The 22,298-nt window shown below is 63.1% G+C and carries 15 protein-coding genes; 8 read left to right on the top strand and 7 right to left on the bottom strand.

Going from position 1 to position 22,298, the window contains the following annotated elements; genetic code table 11:
- Nucleotides 1-242: 242 nt before the first annotated feature.
- Nucleotides 243-4,403 (top strand): molybdopterin cofactor-binding domain-containing protein, encoded by a 4,161-nt coding sequence (locus V5E97_RS04420; RefSeq protein WP_406698075.1) that lies wholly within the window; start codon nucleotides 243-245, stop codon nucleotides 4,401-4,403.
- An 88-nt stretch (nucleotides 4,404-4,491) separates the two neighbouring features.
- Here V5E97_RS04420 and V5E97_RS04415 read toward each other — a convergent pair whose 3' ends face one another.
- Nucleotides 4,492-4,842, bottom strand: coding sequence for a hypothetical protein (locus tag V5E97_RS04415; RefSeq protein ID WP_406698074.1), 351 nt, complete (start codon nucleotides 4,840-4,842; stop codon nucleotides 4,492-4,494).
- A gap of 477 nt (nucleotides 4,843-5,319) precedes the next feature.
- Here V5E97_RS04415 and larE point away from each other — a divergent pair, with 477 nt between their 5' ends.
- Nucleotides 5,320-6,180, top strand: a complete 861-nt coding sequence (gene larE, locus V5E97_RS04410) for an ATP-dependent sacrificial sulfur transferase LarE (RefSeq protein ID WP_406698073.1) — start codon at nucleotides 5,320-5,322, stop codon at nucleotides 6,178-6,180.
- A gap of 88 nt (nucleotides 6,181-6,268) precedes the next feature.
- Nucleotides 6,269-6,748, top strand: a complete 480-nt coding sequence (locus V5E97_RS04405; RefSeq protein WP_406698071.1) for a hypothetical protein — start codon at nucleotides 6,269-6,271, stop codon at nucleotides 6,746-6,748.
- Between the two features lie 160 nt (nucleotides 6,749-6,908).
- Here the strand turns inward: V5E97_RS04405 and trhO are convergent, their stop codons facing one another.
- The 4 genes from trhO to V5E97_RS04385 all read right to left on the bottom strand — a co-directional run bounded on the left by trhO (nucleotide 6,909) and on the right by V5E97_RS04385 (nucleotide 13,961).
- Nucleotides 6,909-7,721 carry an oxygen-dependent tRNA uridine(34) hydroxylase TrhO gene (gene trhO / locus V5E97_RS04400; protein ID WP_406698070.1) on the bottom strand — a complete coding sequence of 271 codons (813 nt, stop codon included), beginning with the start codon at nucleotides 7,719-7,721 and terminating at the stop codon, nucleotides 6,909-6,911.
- A 285-nt stretch (nucleotides 7,722-8,006) separates the two neighbouring features.
- Nucleotides 8,007-11,912, bottom strand: a complete 3,906-nt coding sequence (locus V5E97_RS04395; protein ID WP_406698069.1) for a M56 family metallopeptidase — start codon at nucleotides 11,910-11,912, stop codon at nucleotides 8,007-8,009.
- Complete coding sequence (locus V5E97_RS04390; RefSeq protein WP_406698068.1) at nucleotides 11,909-12,355, bottom strand: BlaI/MecI/CopY family transcriptional regulator; 447 nt, start codon at nucleotides 12,353-12,355, stop codon at nucleotides 11,909-11,911. The genes V5E97_RS04395 and V5E97_RS04390 overlap by 4 nt, the downstream gene beginning before the upstream one ends.
- Before the next feature lie 238 nt (nucleotides 12,356-12,593).
- Nucleotides 12,594-13,961 (bottom strand): DUF1501 domain-containing protein, encoded by a 1,368-nt coding sequence (locus V5E97_RS04385; protein WP_406698067.1) that lies wholly within the window; start codon nucleotides 13,959-13,961, stop codon nucleotides 12,594-12,596.
- A gap of 130 nt (nucleotides 13,962-14,091) precedes the next feature.
- Between V5E97_RS04385 and V5E97_RS04380 the strand changes: the two genes are divergently transcribed.
- The 3 genes from V5E97_RS04380 to V5E97_RS04370 all read left to right on the top strand — a co-directional run bounded on the left by V5E97_RS04380 (nucleotide 14,092) and on the right by V5E97_RS04370 (nucleotide 15,452).
- Nucleotides 14,092-14,445, top strand: a complete 354-nt coding sequence (locus V5E97_RS04380) for a hypothetical protein (protein ID WP_406698066.1) — start codon at nucleotides 14,092-14,094, stop codon at nucleotides 14,443-14,445.
- A 277-nt stretch (nucleotides 14,446-14,722) separates the two neighbouring features.
- A complete protein-coding gene (locus V5E97_RS04375) occupies nucleotides 14,723-15,064 on the top strand; it encodes a hypothetical protein (RefSeq protein WP_406698065.1) in 342 nt (113 codons plus the stop codon).
- 10 nt (nucleotides 15,065-15,074) lie between these two features.
- A complete protein-coding gene (locus tag V5E97_RS04370) occupies nucleotides 15,075-15,452 on the top strand; it encodes a hypothetical protein (protein ID WP_406698064.1) in 378 nt (125 codons plus the stop codon).
- A 106-nt stretch (nucleotides 15,453-15,558) separates the two neighbouring features.
- Here V5E97_RS04370 and V5E97_RS04365 read toward each other — a convergent pair whose 3' ends face one another.
- Nucleotides 15,559-18,684 (bottom strand): PSD1 and planctomycete cytochrome C domain-containing protein, encoded by a 3,126-nt coding sequence (locus V5E97_RS04365; protein ID WP_406698063.1) that lies wholly within the window; start codon nucleotides 18,682-18,684, stop codon nucleotides 15,559-15,561.
- A gap of 374 nt (nucleotides 18,685-19,058) precedes the next feature.
- On the opposite strand from V5E97_RS04365, the gene V5E97_RS04360 reads away from it, so the two are divergent.
- Both V5E97_RS04360 and V5E97_RS04355 read left to right on the top strand, forming a co-directional pair.
- Nucleotides 19,059-19,784: a hypothetical protein gene (locus V5E97_RS04360; protein ID WP_406698061.1), complete on the top strand. Its 726-nt coding sequence runs from the start codon at nucleotides 19,059-19,061 to the stop codon at nucleotides 19,782-19,784.
- A 568-nt stretch (nucleotides 19,785-20,352) separates the two neighbouring features.
- Entirely contained in the window at nucleotides 20,353-21,231 is an 879-nt protein-coding gene (locus V5E97_RS04355) for an endonuclease/exonuclease/phosphatase family protein (RefSeq protein ID WP_406698060.1), read from the top strand.
- Nucleotides 21,232-21,272: 41 nt separating this feature from the next.
- Here V5E97_RS04355 and V5E97_RS04350 read toward each other — a convergent pair whose 3' ends face one another.
- A complete protein-coding gene (locus V5E97_RS04350; protein WP_406698059.1) occupies nucleotides 21,273-22,292 on the bottom strand; it encodes a Gfo/Idh/MocA family protein in 1,020 nt (339 codons plus the stop codon).
- Nucleotides 22,293-22,298: the final 6 nt, after the last annotated feature.

Here is a 22,298-nt window from a genome sequence, read left to right as displayed (position 1 = left end):
ATTGAGCGGGCGATTCGCAGGCATCCGATCGAGTGCTTATTGAGGATCAATCGCGTTCGAGTTCCTCCCCTCGAACGCGGTCGCCGTTCCTCTTGAGGTTCGAGAAAGATCGAATAATTAGGCGAGTCGTATATTGCTTGCATAATCTATCTGCGAATTCAGGTTTTCGTCCTTCCATGTTCTAAACTCAGTAGCATGGTAGGCCTTCGGGATCGCAGGCGCGTGGTCAAGGGAGCAAGTCGATGTCGGACTCCGAGAGAATCGTCCCAGAGTGTCCCGCGGTGGCCGACCGGCTTCAGGGTTACTCTCCGGAACTCGTCTTCTGGCTGAACGGCGAGCGGATGGTTCTCCACAATCCCGACCCCACGGTTCTGCTCGCCGATTATCTGCGTGAGATCGGCCTGACCGGCACGAAGATCGGCTGCGCTCAGGGCGGCTGCGGGGCCTGCACGGTCATGGTCTCGCGGCGGACGCCCGAAGGGGATCGGCACGAAGCGATCAACGCCTGCTTACGCCCGCTCGCCGCCCTGGCTGGAACGCATGTGACGACTGTCGAGGGGATCGGCAACGTTCACGACGGGCTCGATCCGGTCCAGCATCGGATTGCGATCGGCAACGGGAGCCAGTGCGGTTATTGCACTCCCGGGTTCGTGATGAACATGCATTCGTTCCTGCGGGCCCACGACCAACCGACCGAGCAAGCGATCGAAAATCTTTTCGGCGGGAACCTCTGCCGCTGTACCGGCTACCGGCCGATCCTGTCCGCCATGCGGACCTTCGCCAGCGACTATGACCCCGCGCTCGACCCGTGCCTGAAATGCGAGGCCGACCCCTGCTTTCCACTCCAGGTCCGCACCTCGCCCGTGCCCGTTTCCCTCACGGAACTCCCCGCCCCGGGGGAGGCCGCCCGGCTCCACTACTCGGCGCGTGGCTTGCACTGGATCCGTCCCACCGCGTTGGCTGACGCCATGGAACTGAAGCGGCTGCTCACCGCCGAGATCGGCCGCACGAACGTGCGGGTCGTTGTGGGCAGCACGGCAGGTGCGCTCTATCCCCAGGAGAAGCCGCGCGTCCTGATCGACCTCTCGCAGGTGGGGGAACTCCAGGGGATCGCCGTCGAGTCCGATGGACTTCGCGTGGGGGCGGCCGTTTCGATCCAGCGACTGCTCGACGCGGCCAGTGCCCAGATCGTTGAACGGGACGCCGCGGAGACGGCGGGGCTCCGGGAACTTGTCCGGCATGGCCAGTACGTGGCCGGCATCCAGGTTCGCAACGCCGGCAGCATTGGCGGCAATATCTTCGTCGCCACGAGCCACACGCGAGAAGGGATTCCGTTCGCCTCCGACATGATGACCCTTCTGGCCACGCTCGGCGCAACGGTGACGATCCGGTCGGCCGAATATCAGGAGGGCCGAGTGACCTTCCCGTTGCTCGCCATGCCCGTGGCCGAGGAACTTCCCGCCGATGCCTTGCTGGAATCGTTCCACGTCCCATTCGGCCGTCGTGACGAATATGTGCAGACCTATCGGGTGGCTCGGCGGCCCCAGATGGCGCACGCGATCATCAACGCCGGTTTCTCGTGCCGAGTAGACGATCGCGGACGAGCGGTCCCCGGCGAGGTCCGCGTCGTCTACGGGGGCGTGGCACCGCTCAACAGCCGGATGCCCAAGACCGAACAGGCGCTTGCGGGTAAGCCATGGGATGATGCCACGCTCCGTGAAGCGTTGGCGGTCCTCCGAGCTGAATGCCGCGAGCAGATTGTTCCGATGGAGGAGGAAGGCTTCACCGAGGAGTACCGCGAGCAGCTTGTCGAGAGCTTCTTCTACAAGTTCTTCCTCCACGTCGCGGACCGCGTCTCCGCGGGCGCCATTGCCTCGACCAACCAGTCGGCGGCCGACCATCCGGTGCGTCCTGTTTCGACCGGCCAACAGATCTGCGAGATCCAGGCGGACGCTGGGCCGCCCCCCCGGTCGATCGCCAAGCGGATGGCCTTTGCCCAGGCGACCGGCGAGGCGATCTATCCGCTCGACGAGCGGATGCCCGAAGGGGGCTGCCACGGGGTGATGGTCATGAGCGACCGGCCCCACGCCCACTTTCGCTTCTCCGGCCCGGCCGAGGGGCGCGACGCGCTCCAGGATCTGCTGAAGCGGAAATTCCCGGGGTTCTCGGCGATCGTCACGGCCGACGACATCCCTCCCGGTGGTAACAACTTGATCGGACTGGGCTTCGACGATCCGGTCTACAGCCCTGGTATCGTCACCCACATCGGCGCTCCCGTCTGCCTGGCCGTGGCGCGGGATCGGGCGACCGCGAAACGGGCCGCCGAGTACATCCGGCACGAGTGCCTGAAGTACGAGGACCTTCCCGCGATCACGACGCTCGAAGGGGCGATTGCGGCCGGCGCCGTCATGCCTCACAACCCCGAGGGGGCGATCCATGCCCCGTTCGTCGACGTGGTACGGGACGGAAGCGACAAGGCCTGGGTGGCCGACCCCTCAAGGCCGGTGCCGGGAGCCCACGTCGTCTCGGGGACCATGACCACGGGGGCTCAGGCTCACTTTTATCTCGAGACATTCAATGCCCTGGCGATTCCCGGCAGTTACGATGAAATGACCGTCATCGCCTCCACCCAGAACCCCAACGGCGACCAGGCCTCCATTGCCCGCGTCTTGGGGGTTCAGATCAACCAGATCAACGTGCGAGTGGGCCAGATTGGAGGCGGGTTCGGGGGCAAGCAGAACCGAGCCTGCTTCATCGGCGCGGCCGCGGCCGTGGCCGCTCACAAGCTGCGCAGACCGGTCCGCATCGTCCACGACCGGCAGACCGACATGCACATGGTCGGGAAGCGGCACCCGTACCGCGGCGACTATCACCTCGCCGTCAACGACGAGGGCCAGTTCCTCAACGCTCGGCTCAACCTGCACTCCGAGGGGGGGGATACCAACGACTGCTCCTTCGCCGTGATCAAGGGGAGCGTGATGATGGCCGACGGCTGCTACCAGATCCCCACCTTTCGCGCCTCGGGCACGGTCTACCGTACGAACAAGGCCAGCAACACGGCGATGCGTACGTTCGGTCAGGTGCAGCCCCACCTGGCACTCGAGGAAGCCGTGGAACACGCGGCCCACGAGCTCAGCAGACAGCAAGGACGAAAGGTCAGGGCCGAGGAGCTCAGACGCCGGAACCTCTACCGCTCCGACCCTGGGATGGTCGACGCCGACACCACCCACTTCGGCCAACCGCTCTGGTACTGCGACCTGCGGGAGCAGTGGGACCAGCTCTACGCGAGCAGTGAATTCGCGGCCCGAGCCGAGCAGGTCGATGAGTTCAACCGCACCAACCGCTGGCGGAAGCGGGGGATTTCCATGGTCCCGCTCAAGTACGGGATCGGGTTCAAACAACTCCCCGCGATGAACACATCCACCGCCCTGGTGACCGTCAACCGCCTGGACGGGTCGGTGCTGGTCACGCACGGCGGCGTGGAGATGGGGCAAGGGCTCCACACCAAGATCGCCCAGGTGGCCGCGGGCGAGCTCAACCTCCCCCTGGAGTCGATCCGGGTCGCCGGCAATAGCACCGACACGATCGCCAACGCCCCCCCTACGGCCGCCTCGACCGGCTTCGACTTGAACGGGGGCGCGGTGGCCCTGGCTTGCCGGGCGTTGCGGCAGCGGATCGAACAGTTCTGTCAGGAGCAGGAAGACGCCGGGTCGCCCGCCCGGATCGAGAACTGGCGCGGAGATTGGCAGCGGCTCTGGCCCGAGATCGTGAGCAAGGCCTGGCTCGGTCGCGTCAACCTGAGCGCGGTCGAGCTCTACAAGGCTCCCCACCACGATGAGGCGAAGGACCACTTTCCCAAGGGGCGTTTCTTCGCCTACTTCACCTATGCGTTCTCGGTGTCTGAGGTTGAGATCGACGTCCTCACGGGTGAATCCACGGTCTTGCGTGCGGACATCCGGTACGACGCCGGCCGGTCCCTCAACCCGGCGATCGACATCGGACAGATTGAAGGGGGCTACGTGCAAGGCCTCGGCTTCGTCACTACCGAGGAGATTCGCTACGACGAGGAAGGGCGGCTCGAGACGGACAACATCTGGAACTACAAGCCACCGTGCACCAAGTCGATTCCCCTCGACCTGCGGGTCACGCTGACGCCGTCGACCTCCGAACGCTGGAGCGAGCAGGAGCGGGCTCGATTGCTGGCGGTCTACTCGTCGAAGTCGGCGAGTGAGCCCTGCCTCTCGCTCGGCAATTCCGCCTATTTCGCGATCAAGAACGCCATCCAGGCCGCGCGTCGTGACCTGTTGGGCGACGATAGCTGGGTCGAGTTCGGGGCCCCTGCGACCTGTCAGAAGATCCAGCAGGCCTGCGGCGTGTCGCCGGATCGGCTTACCGTCGACTGACCTGGCGGGTGATCGTGGGTTTTCGGGGGCAAGGCTCTTGGGCCGAGCCCCCCCCTGTTTCAGACCGCGAGGCTTCGCCTGCAGGCGTTCAGAGGGGGCCGTCCATCCACTCGTCGACAACCCCGAATTCCGTTCGAGGGTCGCGCTGGGGCGGGGTCCGTTGCGCCTCGAAGATTTTCGAGACGGAGATGAATGAGGACGTGGCGAAGGTGGCCGTCCAGATCAAGACGCTGATGGCGGCCAGGATCGCCAGCGTCGGCAGAACGGCCCTCGGGTCACCCCCGTAGGAGAGGACCGGCAGAGCCGTCACAACGATCCCGAGATTCAAGAGGACCGATTTCTGGGCGAGGCTCAGCGACTTCGGGGGTTGAATGCGCGGCGATCCCCTCCCCTTATGGCTATGGGCCGCCTTTGCTGTTCGGGACCGTGTGGGATTCATGCTTCCACCTCCCGATCGTTTGCGGAGCGAACGGTGATGCCAGGCTCCCTCTCAGAACGGGAACCTGCTCGCTGGCTCTAAAACGCATGAATAAACGTGTCGCTTGAATGTGTGGATGCCTCTCGGGCCTCCTCAAGCGGACTCTTGATTATTAGCGGTGGGCTTGTCGCCCGCAATAATCAATGCCACAAGAATGTTTTGGGTGATGCCGCCTGGCGAAGGGGCGACTCGACCCCGTCCCTGTGTTCGCCGGGAGGAGCCTCGGGGCCCCTTGTCAGACTTTTGTGCCCAGGCTTGAAGAACAGGCGATTGCCGGATGCCTCCGGTTCCAGGCGGCGACGACCATCTCGATCCTGCCGCTCGGTTTCCAACGCTTATTCTCTGGGGCGGCCGCTCTTGGCTTGAGGCGGGGGGGGCGGCCCTACTATAATCGGGGACGAGCGGAATCGAGTGCCTGCGCCTGGATGGAGGTGTGCCTTGAGCACGTGGAACGACCCTGAATTGATCGCCCGCCGCGACGGGCTGCTCGCGACCCTGAAGGGCTACGGGCGGGTTGCTGTCGCCTTTTCGGGCGGCGTTGATAGCACGGTCGTTGCCCAGGCCGCCCAGGTTGCCCTGGGAGAGATGGCGGTGGCCGTAACGGCGGTCTCCGACAGTCTGGCCGAAGGGGAGCTCGAGGAGGCTGAAGAACTCGCCCGGCGGATCGGGATCCGGCATCGGGTGATTCGGACCGAGGAGTTCGCCAACCCGAGCTACGTGCAGAACAGCACCGACCGCTGCTACTTCTGCAAGAGCGAGCTCTACGGCCGGCTCTCGGGCCTGCTCGGTGAGCTTGGGGTGGATGTGATCGCCTCCGGGGCCAACACCGATGACTCGGGAGACCACCGCCCTGGGATGCGTGCCGCGTCCGAGAACGCGGTTCGCCACCCACTCCAGGAATGCGGGCTCGGCAAGGCCGATGTCCGGGCGTTGGCCAAGGGGTGGGACCTGCCCACCTGGGACAAGCCGGCGACCCCTTGCCTGTCGAGCCGAGTCGCCTATGGCGAGTCCGTGACGCCCGAGCGCGTTCGCATGATCGACCAGGCCGAGCAGTGGCTCCGCCAGCGCGGCTTGCGGATGCTCCGGGTCCGCTACCACAAGGGAGACATGGCGCGGATCGAGGTCCCCTTGGAAGACCTTGCCCGACTGGCCGATCCCCAAACACGCGCGGAGCTCGTGCCAGCATTCCGCGCCCTCGGGTTCAAGTACGTCACTCTCGACCTCGAAGGGTTCCGGTCCGGGAGTCTCAACGCCTTGATTCCCGTGGAACTCCTGCTGAAACCCGCGGCGATGAAGTAAGGTCGGTCCACGCCGACCCGATCGTTTACGAGTCCCCTTGGCCCAGCGGCCTGAAATCCAGCGAAGCGAAAAGATTCGGAAAGGCGTCATGAAGGCGACCTGCCGTTGCGGCCATATACTGGACGTTCCCGAAGACGGATCCGACCGGATCGTCTGCCCCAAGTGCGCGGCGAAGATCCGGGTCCGCCGGATCGCTCCCGGTACGCCTGGAGGGGACGGATTCATTCGATTCGCCTGCCCGTGCGGGCGGCGTCTCAAGGTTCGGGTGGACGAGGAGGGATCGCACCCGCCGGCGGGAAAGTGTCCCGACTGCGGCAAGATCGTCCCCGTCCCTTCGCCGTCATCGAACCCGGCCCTGGCGACCTCTCACCCCGAGGCGCAGACGGCCGAACTCGACGCCGCCGACATGGCGATCCTGGAGAAATGGGCTCGCGGCCATCTCGCCAAGTCCGCCACTCCAGCGATCAAGGCCGAGGCCGGCCTCCGCGTCTGCCCGGGCTGCGGCCGTCCCGTTCACCTGGGCGCCGTCTCCTGCCGTGAATGCGGCACGCATGTTCCCAAACGCTGATCGTCAAAATCCGCCTTGCAAGCCGAACTTCGTCGTCACTTTGCAGCCAAGCACCCCTTGGTGGATAAAGATAGGAGCCAATGTCGTTGTGGCCCAGACCACCACTCACCTTGAGCCCAGGTCGAGCCAACCCTCAGCCGTATGAGCGGGGTCAGTATGATTAGGCCTCGACGCAGAATGGACATTGCACCATTGGGACAAACTCGGAGTGTTGGCGATCGGCTTCTGTCAGGGCATGGCCACATGCTTGGCACATGCTGGCCGTTGCGGAAGGGGTCACGCCAAGACCGACCGCGACGCGCTCGTCGAACACGTAGCATTCGCCCTGCCATTTGCTTTCGGCTTCTGGGATTCGCTCTAGATATTTCAGGATGCCTCCCTTGAGCTGATAGACATCTTCGAATCCCTGTTCCAGCAGCCATGCCGAGAATTTCTCGCATCGTATGCCGCCGGTGCAGAAGACGGCGATCGATTTATGCTGCGCCGGATCGAGGGTTTTCTGCACGAAGTCGGGCAGTTCCTTGAAGGATTTGGTCTTGGGATCGATGGCGCGTTCGAAGCTGCCGAGATGCACCTCATAGGCATTGCGGGCGTCGATCATGACCGTTTCGGGATTGGCAATGAATGCATTCCAATCCTCGGGCTCGACAAAGTGCCCGGTTTTTGCCAGTGAGGTGGGCTGGCCCAGCGAGATGATCTCCTTCTTCAGCCGCACTTTCGCGCGCTGGAACGGCTGGCGGTCACACAGGCTTTCCTTGTGTTCAAATTCACCCTTTGTGACATGCTGTTTCAGATGACCGAGATATTGATCAATCGATGCACGATCACCCGAGAGCGTACCGTTGATGCCCTCGGCCGCAAGGAGGAGCGATCCCTTGATCTGCAGGCGTTTCATCTCGTCGAGAAGGGGCAGGCGAAAGGCTTCGTAATCGGTGAAATCAAAAAAATGGTAAAAGGCGGCGACGATAATCATGCTCTCAGAATATCTCCTGTCGTCCTTCGTTGCCTTGGTGACTTGCCCCTGGTGTCGCATTCGTAACCGTTCACGCCCCATCACCAAGGATCGATGGTTTCTGAGACCCATTTTAGTGGGCCGTGATGATTTGCGTGAGAAATTCCAACACGTCGCGGCCCTAGGAGCGGCAACTGGCCACCACGGTCAAGATCGTGTTCCACGAACCCCTTGGTTCTCAGTTGTTGCGGCTTGGCTCCGCGATCTGGAAGTTCAAGGCGGCTTTCGACTCGCCGGGCTCGAGATTCACTTCTTGTCGTGGCCCTTCGGGCGCTTCGCGCGAGGGAGCCAGGACAACGCGACCTTGATCCATTGCTTGCCGCCGCGAATCGACTTTAATTCGTAGCGGCCCTCCTTGTCGGTTCTGGTGATCGGATCGTACTGGTGATTTTCGAGTCCGTCCGCCGCGATGGCCCGGACCTCACGATCCGCCACGGGTTTGCCCTCGAGATTGGTCACGCGGCCGCGGACGGTGGCAGGGCGAGTCAAACGGAGTTCCAGGTCGTGGATCTCCTCCCCCGGCTTGGTGCGAAACGGAGGGAGTACGCCGTTGGCCCAGGTGCGCCCTTGGCCCGGCTGGCCGTCGTGTGCGATGAGGTTGTAGTCGCGATCGCCGCTGGCGGGCAAGAGCACGGTGAAGCGGCCTGATTCGTCGGTGATGACACTGAACCGGCCGTCGCCGGTCAGCGAGTTTCCCGTGCCGGTCAAGGCCGGCGCCACAGTGGCGCCGGCGACGGGCTTGCCGTCCGGGTCGAGCACACGGCCCCGGACCGTCGCCCCGCGTTCGAGCTCGATCGTTACGTCATTGCTGCCGGGTGCGACCTCGAAGTCCAAGGTGTCGAAGTTGCGCTGAAACCCGTTCTCCCAAGGCTTCAGGAAGCGATTTCGCTCGCTCAGGCAGGCCTCGGACCACCACCGGGCGTAGCCCCTGGCCTTGACCTCGAACCGGGGATAGCTGCCGGGCGGGATGTCGCGGAACTCGATGCGGCCGTCGGCATCGGACGTTCCTTCGATCCCAGGCTTCGGCCCGTGAGTGAGTGTGACGCCAGCCAGGGGCTGACCTGTCTCGCGGTCGACCGTGCGCGCCACGAACGTGACGGCCGGCACCAGTGGAATGTCTCGCTCGAGAGCTTGGTTCGCGGCGATCTCTTGCTCCAAGATCCGCGCCACCCCCACGCCGGGCGAGCGCACCTCGAGGTCGTACTCTCCCGGCTCGACGTAGAGGCGATACCGCCCGTCTTTGCCGCTCCTTGTTTTGATCATGTCGGGATCGTGTTGATTCAGACCTTGTGCGAATAGGATGGCAGGAGCCGAAACGCTTGCGTGGAGATCAACCTCGGAGGCGGGTGACCCATCGGGTTTGAGCACCCTGCCCTCGAAGTAGGTGGTGTTGCCCAGGACAACCGTCAAGTCGGTTTGCCGGGCGTCCCTCCCCATCCATTGAAGCCTGACTCCGTAGCCTTCCTTGTGGAACCGGACCGGAACCAGGCGGGTCGTAGGCATTCCCGTGAACCGGAACCGACCCGCCTGATCGGTTCGCGTCACCCGTCCGGTCGTCCAGTACCAGGCGTGGGCCTCGACTCCCTCGAGAGGTTTGCCTTCAACGTCGGTGACGACCCCGGCCAGTTCGTCCCCGGCGGCTGCCGCGCCGCTGCCGATGACCGTTGCGCTTGCGACCGGTGACTTCTGGTTGTTGACGACCTTCTCCCTGTTGGTCCTGGGAGGCGGGACGATTTCCAGGGGCGGCACAGCATAGTGGAGCACGCCTTCGGGGATCGTGACGGTGGCTCGGGTTGTGTCGGTCTTTTCCAGAGTTCTGCGGCCGTCCATGGTGCGAGAGATGAAGAATGTGGTCTCACCAGGTGGCAGACGGTAGTGGTAACGGCCCCCGATTTGGGGGGTAAAGCCAAAGGTTTCATGACCGCTCAGGGAGCGGGATGGCCAGCAGACCTCGACTCGCACGTCACCTCCACCTACCAGGAAGGCACCGGATGGACCAAAGATCTGCCCTTCGATCTCGACCCCTCGGATCAATTCCAAGTTGAACGGGGTGGTCTCGCCCGGCTTCAAGCTCACATCCCGATCGACGTGGTAGGTCCAAGACTCACCTTCGCCGTCCCCATGGACGAAGATGTTGATCGGCCCCTCATCCAGGCCGTCGAGCACGAATTGACCGTCCTCGTCGGTTTGAGTCACTTGTTTGCGGTGATTGGAGCTGCGGTAGGGCCCTTGGCCGGGATGACTGTTCTGGAATCTGATCGCGAGACCGGCGACACGAACCCCTGGTATCGTCGTCGTGACGCGACCCGCGATCCGAGCGGCGGGAATAGCCACCAGACGTGGTGGAGGTCCCGCCGGCGCCGTGACGAAACCGGCCTCGGCCATGTGCAACGGGATCAGGTCCGGCGTTTCCTGCTCCGCTTTGACCCGCATCGCTCGGCCTTCCGCCGTCAGGCCGAGCTTGAGCAACGCCCTGGGGAGCGAGGCGGGCAAGGTGAATGCGCCGGCCTGGTCGGTTGTCGCCTGAAACAGCGGCTCGAGTGGACTACCGCCGAGGACATCCTGGTTCACGTCGATCGCATATGTTCCTGTGAATTGGCTCTCGATGGCTGAAAGACTGAAACCGAAACTCTCGACCTGTACGTGAGCCCCGACGATGGGGCGGCCGTTACCGTCGACCAGGGTCGCTGAGAACGGTTCGGCCTTTTGAAGCCAAGTCGTATGCGGCTTTCCCCGTTCCTCGGCGGTCAATCGGTTCCTCCAGGTCATCGGCGCGTACCCTTCCTTGGACGCGAAAATGACTGCCTCGACAGCTCGATCAGGAACCAGGTAGGAATATCGGCCGTTTTTATCTGTTTTGAAAACCTGATGATTGGGAGTTCCGAGGCCGGTGAAGCCGACCACGACCACGGCGTCGGGTATGGGTTCTTCAGCGTTTTCTTGAATCACGCCCTCGATCATCCGGGACTTCTTCACGTTTGCCGGCTCGGTCTGGGCTGTCACGCGGTCCGGTGGGTTTTCCTTCTTCGCCGGCGTTTCGACGGCCCGGACTTGCAACCCGCTGATTCCCAGTGCCGCGGCCAGGGCCACGGTTCCCATCGCGAACAGGCGGCGGGGGGACGGGGGAGAGAGGGAGCGCATCATGTCATCCTCCAGGAGTCGCTCGATGCGGGCCGCGACCGTGCCGCGGTCGAAAAAGGGGAGCCAGCCGGGCCTCAACAGGGCCGTGGGGATCAACCTCCGCCCCGGCCGCCGGGCCAGGTCCAATAGCAGACGCGCGTAAGCCACCGGGTCTCCCCCGAGAGCCACGACGGTTTCGTCGCAGAGGAACTCACGCTCGCGGTCGAGCCGTTTGAGCAGCCAGCGAACCAACGGGTGAAAGAAGAACGGGACAAGAACCAGTTCTTGGATGAGTTTGGCCCAGTCGTCATGACGTTTCAGGTGCGTGAGCTCATGCCGCAGGCAGTCGCGGCGGTGGGCTTCGGGCCACCCGTCCCAGTCGAGCGGGACGAGAATGATCGACGTGCGTCCGCCGATCACCACCGGCGAGGTTGTCGCGGGGTGGGTCGCAAGCCTCGTGGGCCGGGCGAACCCCAAGGCCCGCTGGCACTCGACGAGGAGTTGTTGGGACGTTGGTCCGCACGGCCTCGCTTGCGCATTCAGCTTGGCCAGCAGGAGCCGACCCCCCACCAGCCTGGCGGAGAGGAGAAAGACGGCCAGCGCCCAGATTGCGGCCATTCCCATCGCGGCGAGTCGCCAGCCGCCGATCGGTTCCGACGCGGGCTCGCTTTGAGGTTTCACGACGCCAAGAGTTCGTTCCGCAGGCCGGGACTCGAAAACCACTGGCTGAGGAAAAACGTGTTGTTTGGAAATGAACAATTCTGGTTGTGGCGTTGTCGTCGTTGGCCACGCGGTGGCTACCGCCTGCTTCGCCGGTCGTGTAGTGATCTCGACCTGCCAGCGAGGCAAGATGGGAAGAAGCAGGCCTGTCGCCAGTGCCACCACGCAAAGCAGGTGGCGGGTCGCCGCGCGCCGCGGTGGCCTCAGGATGAACCAGAGCGACAGGACGAGGAGAACCAGGCCCCAACGCAACGACCATTCCGCCAGAAGCACGAGCCCGGGAATAATCCAGATGTCGGTCAATTCCATCATCGCTTCGTTCTCCCGCGTTTGCCTCCGGGCTGGTCTTTCTCGTCCTTGTGCCCGCTCGACGTTCGCTCCTCAGCGCTTTTGAGTCGAGCCTCGATCGCTCGGAGTTCGTCCGCTCCCAACTGCTCGGCATCCACGAGGCCCAGGATCAACTGCTCGGCCGACCCGTGGAAGAATCGCGACAGGAAGTCGGAGAGCAAGCTCCCCGTGGCCTCCTGCTGCGAGACAAGGGGCCGGTAGCGATGGGTCAGCCCCTCTTTTTCGTGGTCAACCAACTTCGCCTTCTCCATGACCTGGAGCAGGCCGAGCACCGTGGTATAAGGCTGACTCTCGCCGCGCGGTAGATGCTCCATCAAGCCACGGACCGTCTGGGGGCCGTGCTCCCAGAGCACGCGGAGAACGGCGAACTGCCGTTCGGTAATGGCAACGACCTTGCGCCCGGCCATGACGTTTCACGCTCCATGAGGTCCAACGCTCTACTGCGTACTGATCATTGCGTAGGAGCGGGGCTATTGTCAAGCTCCGAATATCAAGGAGTGTGTCGCAGGTCCTGTCTCTTGTCGGGGAACGCGGCCCCCACTTTGGGGTGGTCGCGGTCCCTTTTGCCGGGTGGGCACGGCCCACCAACTTCGGCTTCCATTCCCAGGCCGATTCCATGGTGGGCCGTGCCCACTCTACAGGAGATTATGTGAGAATGGCTTGGGTGACATTGCCGTGGACGTCGGTGAGCCGGAAGTCGCGCCCCTGGTTGCGGAAGGTGAGCTGGGTGTGATCGATGCCGAGGAGGTGGAGGATCGTGGCCTGGAGGTCGTGGACGTGCACGGGGTCTTTGGCCACGTTGTAGCTGAAGTCGTCGGTCTGGCCGTGGGTGAAACCGGCTTTGACGCCGGCGCCTGCGAGCCACATGGTGAAGCAGCGGGGGTGGTGGTCGCGGCCGGCTTCCGGGCTCTGCCAGTCGCCCTGGCCAACGACGCCGCGGCCGAACTCGCCACCCCAGACGACCAGGGTGTCTTCCAGGAGACCCCTGCGCTTGAGGTCTTTGATGAGTGCGGCCGTTGGCTGATCGGTGTCGCGGCAGCGGGCGACGCACCAGGAGGGGAGGCGGCTGTGGTGGTCCCAGTCGGGGTGGAAGAGCTGGATGAAACGGACGCCGCGTTCCGCCAGGCGGCGGGCGAGGATGCAGTTTGCGGCATAGGAGCCGGGCCGGCGCGAGTCGGGGCCGTAGAGCTCGAACGTTTCTTCCGACTCGCCTGACAGGTCGGCCAACTCGGGGACCGAGGTCTGCATTCGATACGCCATCTCGTACTGGCGGATCCGGGTCGCGATCTCGGGGTCTCCGGCGTCGGCCTGCTTCGCCTGATTGAGCTCGGCCAGGCCGTCGAGCATTCCCCGGCGCAGCGGGCGCGGCAGGCCGTCGGGGTCTTTGAGATAGAGCACCGGCTCGCTGGCGTTGCGGAACCGGACCCCCTGGTGACGCGAGGGCAGGAAGCCGGATCCCCAGTAATAGTCATAGAGCGGCTGGTCGCTCGGCCGCTGCATCTTGGAGACGAGCACGATGTAGTCGGGGAGATTGCGCTGGGTGGAACCGAGTCCGTAGCTGACCCAGGCCCCCACGCTGGGGCGGCCGGGGAGTTGGTTCCCCGTCAGCAGGAACGTCATGGCAGGCGCGTGGTTGATGTGGTCGGTGTGCATCGACTTGATGAAGCAGAGGTCGTCCACCACCGTGCCGAGATGGGGAAGCCACTCACCGACGGTGGCGCCGCTCTGGCCGTGTTGGCGGAACGAGACGCGTGCCGGCATGACGAGCTGCTTCTGCGAGGCCGTCATCGAGGTGAGCCGCTGGCCGTTGCGGATCGAGTCGGGCAGCTCCTTGCCGGCCCACTTTTCGAGTCCCGGCTTCTGGTCGAAGAGCTCCAGTTGTGAAGGCCCACCAGACTGTGTGAGGAAGATGACTCGCTTGGCTTTGGGGGCGAAGTGGGGCAAGTCGATCAGGCCGCCGATCTCGTTGCGATGGGCCTCGGCGCCACGGGCGACCCCCCTGCCCTGGATCAACTCCCCGAGCGCGATCGCTCAATGGTGCTTTCTTTCTCTATTTTGTGCAACCCCCTCATTTTGGCATGATATTTGCGCTTCAATCCTGACCATTTGCTCATGACTGCCAAAGTGTCAGGACCGATCTCCCATGGAACCCGTTCAAACGCCGCTGACCGAGTCGGAATTGACCTCCGCCGTTGAACTCCTCCATCGACTCATCCCCAAGGACGATTTCCCCGCCTATTCACTCGACGTCTCCCCAGCCACGGTCTACACCACCCTGGTCACTCTCTGGATGCTCACGCTCCAGCGACTCGGGGGCGGCACCTCGATGGCTTCCGTCATCAAGGAGGTGCTCACCAACCACAAAGATCTCCTGCCCGCAAACAAGCGGGTTCGCGAAGCACGCTTTCCGAACGATCTGGTGCCTACAGTCATGCACGGAAGCGTTTGCCTTTGGAGACTGTCCGAGCCTTCGCCGAGCGCGTCAGCCTGTCCTTGATTGAGTCGTCCCGGCAGGTTTGCGGGCCGCCGCACCTTCTCATTGACGGCACGACCATGACGCCTCGCCCACGAGTCCGCTGCTGGACGCCTATCCGCCGGCCACCAACCAGCACGGCGAATCGGTCTGGCCGATTCTGATGTTGATGGTCGCTCATGAGCTGCAAAGCGGCTGTGCCCTGATTCCCGAACTCGGGGCCAAGTATGGCCCGAACAACACCTCGGAAGCTCGCCAAGCCGCCGCGATCGGTCTCAGAATCCCCACCGGTTCGATCGTTATGGCGGATGCGGGCTTTGGGATCTTTCAGGTCGCGCACGCGATGGTTCTTGCCGGTCATGACATCCTGTTCCGCTTGACCAAAACCCGCTTCGAGTCGATGCGTCGTCGTGCCAAAATCATCAGTCAGACGGCCCACGGCATGCGATACCGCCTGAAATGGACTCCTTCGGCGAAGGAGCACAAAACGAACCCGGATCTGCCGGCCGATGCAAGCGTGATGATCGAACTTCACGAAGTGAAATTGGAAACCGGCGAGCCCTTGTATTTGGTAACAACCCTGGGAAATCGCGAGTCAAGCGGCCGGAGAACTTTACCGCCGTCGTTACGATGTCGAGCATGACATTCGAGACATGAAGATCTCAATGGGTATCGAGAATATTCGTGCAAAAAGCGACGAGATGGTTCAAAAAGAACTCTTGTGCAGTGTGGTTGCTTACAATTTGGTGGTGGAATTGCGTCGCGAGGCGGCGAAGCTCGCGGGAGTCAAGCCGCGTCGTCTGAGTTTCACAGGGACTTGGACGACGATGAAGATCTACCTCCTGCAGCGAACCCCGTGCTCGGCGTCCGAGTGGCTGGAGCGATACGAAAAAGCCTTGCGATCGGCCGCCAATTCCGTACTCCCGAACCGACCCGGGCGTAGTCACCCCCGCCAAGCACACCCCCGCCGAGCAAAGTCAACCAAGTTCATGAAACAGAAAGCAAAAGAACCTACTAGAAAACCAAAGTAAGTGCCATTGCGCGATCGCTCCCAGGCTGACGCCGGCGCACTCTCCGAGGAAGTAGCGACGCGTCGTCTGCAAGGCCCGGTCTGGCACGTCTCGCCGCATGGCAGGCTCACTCCCGGGTGATGGCTTCATCCAAGTTGAAGATCAGGTTGGCGACGACGGCGTAAGCGGCCAGGTCGGCGGCGTCATGGTCTTTGCTCACGCTCGACTGGCCGTGTGAGACCCAGCGGACGGCCTCGTCGCGATGCTCGCGATAGTAGGCCCGGGCCCGCTCGAACTCGCGCTGAAGCACGGCCCGCTCACGCTCACTGGTCGGCCGCGAGAGGACCCGGCTCGTCAGTTCGTCGAGGCGGCCTCGCTCATCGGTCGCGGCGTTCAAGGTCCGTTCGGCGAGCACGCGGGCGGCCTCGACGTAGGTCAAGTCATTGAGAAGTGTGAGTGCCTGCAAGGGCGTGTTGGTGCGCGGCGTCCTGACCTCGCAGACCCGGCGCTGGGCGCTGTCGAAGAGGAACGAAGGCGCGGCCGACCGCCGCCAGAAGGCGTAGAGGGTCCGGCGATACTGATCCGCCCCCTCGCTCGGTTCGTAACGGTTGCGGCCCATCGAGATCTCTTCCCAGACGCCGGCCGGCTGATAGGGACGCACCGGCGGGCCGCCGATGGCCGGGTTGAGCAGGCCGCTTGCCTGCAAGGCGGCGTCGCGAATCATCCAGCTCGGCAGACGGAACCGGGCGCCTCGGGCGAGCCGCCGGTTCTCCGGGTCGAGCGTCCGCAAGGTCTCCGAGACTTCGGACGCCTGGCGGTAGGTGGCGCTGGTCGCCATCAGGCGCACAATGTGGCGGACGTCCCAGCCGCTTTCCATGAACTCGACCGCCAGCCAGTCGAGCAGTTCGGGATGAGTGGGCGGCTCCCCTTGGCGGCCGAAATCCTCGGGGGTGCGAACCAGGCCGACGCCGAAGAGCATTTGCCAGAATCGATTGACCGCGACCCGCGCTGTTAATGGGTTTTGCCGCGAGACGAGCCAGCGAGCCAGGCCGAGCCGCGTCTTCGCCTCCCCCTCCGGCCAAGGGGCGAGAATCTCGGGGACGTCGGGGCTGACTGGCTCCCCCTTCTTGTCCCAGACTCCGCGGAGGAGGATGTGGGTTTCCCTCGGCTTCGCGCGCTCGGCCAGCACCATGACCTTGGTCTTGGCGGCCTGCTCCATCTCGCGAAGGTGCTCCGTCGCGCGATCGAGGGCAACCCGGGCCTCCGCGTGCGGAGGATGGTCGACGAGGAACTGGTCGAACAACCGTGCCCGCAACTTGGAGTCAAGCGTGGCGAGGTCCGTCGGCCTGGCGGCGGCGAGTTGTTCCAGAGGGGCGGGGTCGAGTGATCGGACGGCCTGCCCGGGCTGATCGGTGAGGGAGAGCCGGAACCGGCCGATGTTGTGTTCGCCTTGGGTCGAGCGCTGACGGAGCTCGAGGACGAGTTCCTCGCCTGCTTCCAGCACGAGCGGCTCGGCCAGGGCGAACACTGCGACGCGCGCTTGCTTGGGATCGCTGCCCAGGGCGGTCCAGCCGTTCCGGGGATCGTCGTCGAGCGTGTGCTGCACATCGCCGTAGCCGCCGTTCGTCTTCGGGTCGGCCGAGGCGTCGGCGAGGGCGGTTTCGACCACGATCTCGCGAATTTGCGCTGTCTCAGGGCGCTGAACCTGCACCTTGATGTCCGTCAGAATGAAGTGCCCGGTCTTCGACCGCGAGAGCCCGCCATAGGTGTGTGCCGGATCAGGCAGGACCTCGAGGCGAAAGCCGGTCACACGAGGAAGCCGCACCGCTCCGATCACGCGATAGTCTTCGTGCTTCGGATTCCGGTCGCTGGCCCTGATGACGCCGTCCGGCTCCTGGGTCAGCGTCGTCCCCTCGATCGTCTCCAGGGTGGTTGCCATGAAGGGACGCCACGCCTGGAACCCTTGACTTGTCTCCTCGACCCGCTGGGCGAGCCAGTCGCGGAATGCCGGCTCGGCGGCCTGCCTCACGGCGCTCTCTCGCCTTTTTCGGTCGGCGAGCGTCTGTTTCGCCTCGGCGATGGCGCGAGGGACAAACGGAGACTCATACGTCAAATAAGGCTTGGCGTTGGTGCCGGCGCGACCGTCCTCGTCGATACTGTTGAAGAAGGCGGACAGTCGATAGTAGTCGGCGTGCTCGATCGGATCGAACTTGTGGCTGTGGCACTGGGCACAGCCGACGGTGAGGCCCAGCCAGACTGTGCCCGCCGTGTTGATCCGGTCGATGACGTAGTCGACCCGCGACTCCTCCGGGTCGCGTCCTCCCTCGCCGTTGGTCATGTGGTTGCGGTGGAAGCCGGTCGCCAGCGTCTGTTCGGGCGACGCGTTGGGGAGCAGGTCGCCGGCGAACTGCTCGATCGTGAATTGATCGAACGGCATGTTTCGATTGAATGCGCTGACGACCCAGTCACGCCAGGGCCAGTTCGTCCGGTTCGCGTCCCCCTGATACCCGTCGGTATCGGAATAGCGGGCGGCGTCGAGCCACTCCATCGCGACCCGTTCACCGAAGTGCTCGGAACGTAAGAGACGATCAACTGCTTTCTCATGAGCATTGGGTGCCTGGTCACTGACGTAAGCATCCACTTCAGCCGAAGTCGGTGGCAGACCGATCAAGTCGAGGCTCAGGCGGCGGATCAAGGTCCGTCGCGCTGCCTCGGGCGAAGGCTCGAGCGGATCTTTCACCTTGCGGAGTCGGTCCAGTACGAAGTGGTCGATCGCGTTTCTCGGCCAAGGTCCATCGACCGTGGGAAGCGTCGGGCGTGTGGGGGGAACGAACGACCAGTGCGTCTCCCACTTCGCCCCTTGTTCGATCCAGCGGCGGATCAGCTCAAGCTCATGTTTCGACAAGGTCTTGCCGGTCTTCGGCGGAGGCATCCGCTCGTCGTCGGCCTCGGCGATCATCCGCTGGAAGGCTTCACTCTCGTCGACGTTCCCGGGAACGAACGCCGTCGACCCGTCGCGGTCGGCCAGCGCATCCTCCCGGCGATCGAGCCGCAACTTGGCCTTGCGAGTTCCTGGGTCGGGGCCGTGGCAGGGATAGCACTTGTCGGCCAGAATCGGCGCGATCTCACGCGCGAAACGGATCGGTTCCTCTGCACGGCCCGCCGTGGCCGGTCTCAGGGCCAGCCATGATAAGAGGCCAAGTAAGACCAGGGCCCGATTCAAGGTTGGGTGGTGTTGGATCGACACGGGCATGGTCGCATCAGGCTCCGAGAGACCCCTTCGTTGAGGCGAGCGACACACAGTTTACGATAAATTGTCCAAGAAACATTGGATAATCGGCAAGAGTCCGCACAAGAGTCATTTGCGGGCCCCGTTCTACCGTGTCGCAAACTCGGCTCTCATACCCGGCCAAGAGAAACGACGTGATAGACCGTGCTTGCCCTTCAACGCGTTAGAGTCGCCTCGCACCGCCCTCGTTTTTTCACGCTTCTTTGCACACATGCTTCGTGTCACTCAATTGTGTTTACAAGAGTCTTTGCTCCGAATAGAATCGTTTCGGCCCGACCTTGGAGGTCGGGCACACTGCAATCTACGAACGGCCCCTCGAAGCCCAAGGATGGCACCTCATGCGATCGATCTCGACGCATCTCAAGCCGGTCGGCTCAGTCTTCCTTCTCGTCCTGGCTTTAGTCGCCTCGACGGTCAGGGAGGCTGTAGCGGAGAAGATAGGTTTCGTGACAGACGGGGTGGTCGGCTCGTCCGGCGATCCTTCGAGCATTCGCTTTGACCGAATGGAGAGCGCATTCTACGTAAATGAGAGCGGGTATAACCGACCTAACTCGTTTAAGCTCGGCCGGTTTGAGATCGATAAACCGACTTCCGCGGAGACCGTAACCTATAATAATGTTCCGTTTTTGATCAATTATTATTGGTCAGCCCGACCGGAACAGTCTCACGGGTTCGACGGTACGGTGGTATTCCGTGGTCATATCAGCGGTACGGTCGGTTTGACGCCGGCACAAAACAACTTGTCGGTGATGTTCGACTCCGCTCATGTCATTGACGGCAATCAGGTTTATACATCAATTTCCAGCCCGACGTTTGACTTTTTAAGTCCCTCCGCTCGCATGATCTTCCCGGCTAATTCGTATTTGATGACGTCGGCTAATGACTTCTCACCCGGTTCGTCCTCATACTTGTCCCCTTGGATCATCGTGCAAACGGGTCCTGGGCAGTTCTCGACGACGCCGCCCAGCGTTCCTGAGCCGGCCATGGCGTTGGTGTTCGTGACAGCCATGGGTGGGTTTGCCCTTTGCCGCCCCGCTTTCCGTCGAAGCCTTGGGATTCGCTGATCCAAACCGCCAAAACGAACACCGCGGCCCGCGGCTCATTGAGATCGCCGTCCGACCGTTCCGCGGATCGTCATCGAGCGTCTGTTTCATGTCGTGATCCAGCCAAGGCGTTCGTTCTTGGCTGGGTTTTCGTGCAAGCGGAGATGCTCTCCACGGCCGTTGACGGCGACCGCCAGGTGTTCGCGATCGAGCTGCCCACGACGCGACACTGCTGGGCGAGCCGCTCTTGTTCTTAATGTTTTAAGTATTGATTTCTTGGAGTTTGTAATCGGCCCGCTTCAAGTCTGCGGTCTTGTTGCGGGCTGATTAGTGTAATTGTGTGCATATATTAATTTGCGGCTCCGGCATGCTCTCAAATTCGGGCTGCCCGAACCCCAGCCCATGGTACGACCGGCCCGGCCGGATTATCCTCGGCTTCCTCTGACAACCCTTTGGATTCGCGCCGAGCGGTGTAGAATCACGGCCGGACCGGTCGTGCTGGACTTACGGCCCAATCCTGGGCGTCAACGAACTCACCGGATTAACCACTAAGCAATTTCTGATTGCCTCTCTACACCCGGGAAATCCCATGACGATCGCATTCCTTGCTCTCGCCCTCGCGGCGCTCTCTGCCGAACCGACCAAAAACGACTCCGTGCGGGTCATGAGCTATAACATCCGCTATGCCACAGCCTCCGACGGGAAGAACGTCTGGGACAACCGGAAGGATTTTTTGGCCGAGACCATCAAGGAATTCAACCCCGACCTCCTCGGGACTCAGGAGACCCTGGCCCGCCAGCGCGACGACCTCACCGCGCGGCTCGACGGCTACGAGGTGCTGGCCGCGGGCCGGGACGACGGTCGCGAGAAGGGCGAGATGATGGCCTTGTTCTACCGCAAAGACCGCTTCGAGAAGCTCGCCGGGGGCCATTTTTGGCTGAGCGAGACGCCCGACGTCGTTGGGAGCAAGGGGTGGGATACCTCGCTGCCTCGCATGGCGACCTGGGTGAAGCTTCGTGACAAGACCAACCCCGCCGCGTCTCCGATCGCCTTTTTCAACACGCATTTCGATCACAGGGGGCCGAAAGCCCGACTTGAATCCGCGCGGCTCCTCCGCAAAAAGATCGGGGAACTTGGCGAGGGCTGCCGGGTCGTGGTGACCGGCGACTTCAACAGCGGCGAGGGGAGCGGACCGTACAAGGCCCTGTTTGAGGCGGCCGAGCCGGCCCGAACCGTCCTCGATACGTTCCGGGTCATCCACCCGACGAAAGCCGAGAACGAGGGCACGATCACGGGCTTCCGGGCCGGGGCCACCTCAGGTCCAAGGATCGACTGGATCGGCAGTTCGACGGATTGGGAGGTGAAAGAGGCGGCGATCGTTCATGCGGCTCGGGACGGAAGCACTCCGTCCGACCACCATGCGGTCACCGCCGTCCTCCGTCCTGCTAATCCCAAACCCACGAATTGACACTTACCACGGCCGAGGAGCCTGGGCGTCTCCGCCAAGGCTCATGAACCTGCAGCCGCCCAGAGCGCATCGAGATATCCCTGCGTTTTGAGGGTGGCTTGGGCGTAGGCGGCTCGCTGGGTGGCATCGCCGGAAGCGGCCAGTTCCGCGAAGTCCTCAATCATCGACGCCTCCTGTGCGGTGCTCGGGGGCGTCGGAATGAACGCGGTATCCTTCCGCGTCCCCATGCCGGTCCGGTAAGCGTACCCGGTCTTGTCACCCGAATCCTTGAATGCGGAACTGCTCTCCCAGTCCAGGACGAAATCGTCCATCTCGAGGACGCCCGTTGTCCCCAAGAGTTGCAAATCCATAAGGATTGTGCCCGCGGTGTAGCCGACGTCAAAGGTTGAGACCTGGCCGCCTTCGAAAGCGATCAGCCCAGAGGCACGAACGATCGCGTTGGTAGTGGGATCGCGTTCGGGAGCGACGACGGCCTTCGTGATCTGTCCCTCGGGCCGGAGATATTCGACCACGGCCCGCATCGAGTACCACGCCATATCCCCGAGCGCGGTCATCGGCTCTTGCGCTGGGTCGAAGCGGATGTTGGTGCGATCGCTAAATGGAAAGTAGAAGGCCGTGTGGAGCGACCGGGGCGAGCCGATCTTCTCCGCGATCGCCGCCTGGAAGGTCGCGGTGCGGGGATGATGGACGAAATGCGTGGCGTCCATGAACACCAGATTCTTGGCGGCCGCGGCCTGAGTCATCCGCAGCACGGAATCCTGATTGACGAATGGTTTATCGACGAGGACATGCTTCCCGGCCGCGATTGCCTTGAGCGCAATCTCTTCCTTCGCGGCCGTGGGGGTGGCGATGTAGACGGCGTCGACGTCGGCACGGGCGAGTAGGCTGTCGATACCCTCAACCGCCACGACCCCTTGCCGATCCGCCGTGAATTTCTGGGCGTTCTCGATTCGGCGGCTTGATACCGCGGTCAATCGAGCGTTGGCCGACTTGTCGATCGCGTTGGCAACGACGCCTGCGATGAAGCCCGGCCCGACGATCCCGAATCCAAGTTGGGGCATTTTCAA

The organism is Singulisphaera photorubra, assembly GCF_045290345.1.
In the GTDB taxonomy this organism is placed as follows: Bacteria; Planctomycetota; Planctomycetia; order Isosphaerales; family Isosphaeraceae; genus Singulisphaera.
This window is presented reverse-complemented; position numbering and strand designations above follow the sequence as displayed.